At 42.7% G+C, this 295-nt stretch carries 1 protein-coding gene; it reads left to right on the top strand.

What is annotated here, in order from left to right:
* Window positions 1-295, top strand: a 295-nt coding sequence (locus tag SORDD27_RS09500) for a Spy0128 family protein (RefSeq protein WP_330997345.1), incomplete at both ends; no start/stop codon positions are given.

Consider the following 295-nt stretch of genomic DNA (forward strand, 5'->3'; position numbering starts at 1 on the left):
TTGACTGGTAAAGAGCTTGTGGCAGACGCTTATACTTTCGAATTGAAAGAAAAAGATGCAGTTGTAGCAGAAGCTAAGAACGCTGCTTCAGGTGAAGTTGTCTTCAACGTCAACTACACAGAAGCAGGCGAGCACACTTACACTATTACTGAGAAATCAGGAACAGAAGCAGGTGTGACCTACTCAACAGAATCTCACACAGTTAAAGTAACTGTAGCAGATAACGGTCAAGGTCAATTGGTTGCGACTGTGGAAAATCCGAATGCAGAACGTGTCTTCACTAACACCTATAAAG

It is taken from the genome of Streptococcus oralis (genome assembly GCF_001579025.1).
Classification (GTDB): domain Bacteria; phylum Bacillota; class Bacilli; order Lactobacillales; family Streptococcaceae; genus Streptococcus; species Streptococcus oralis_X.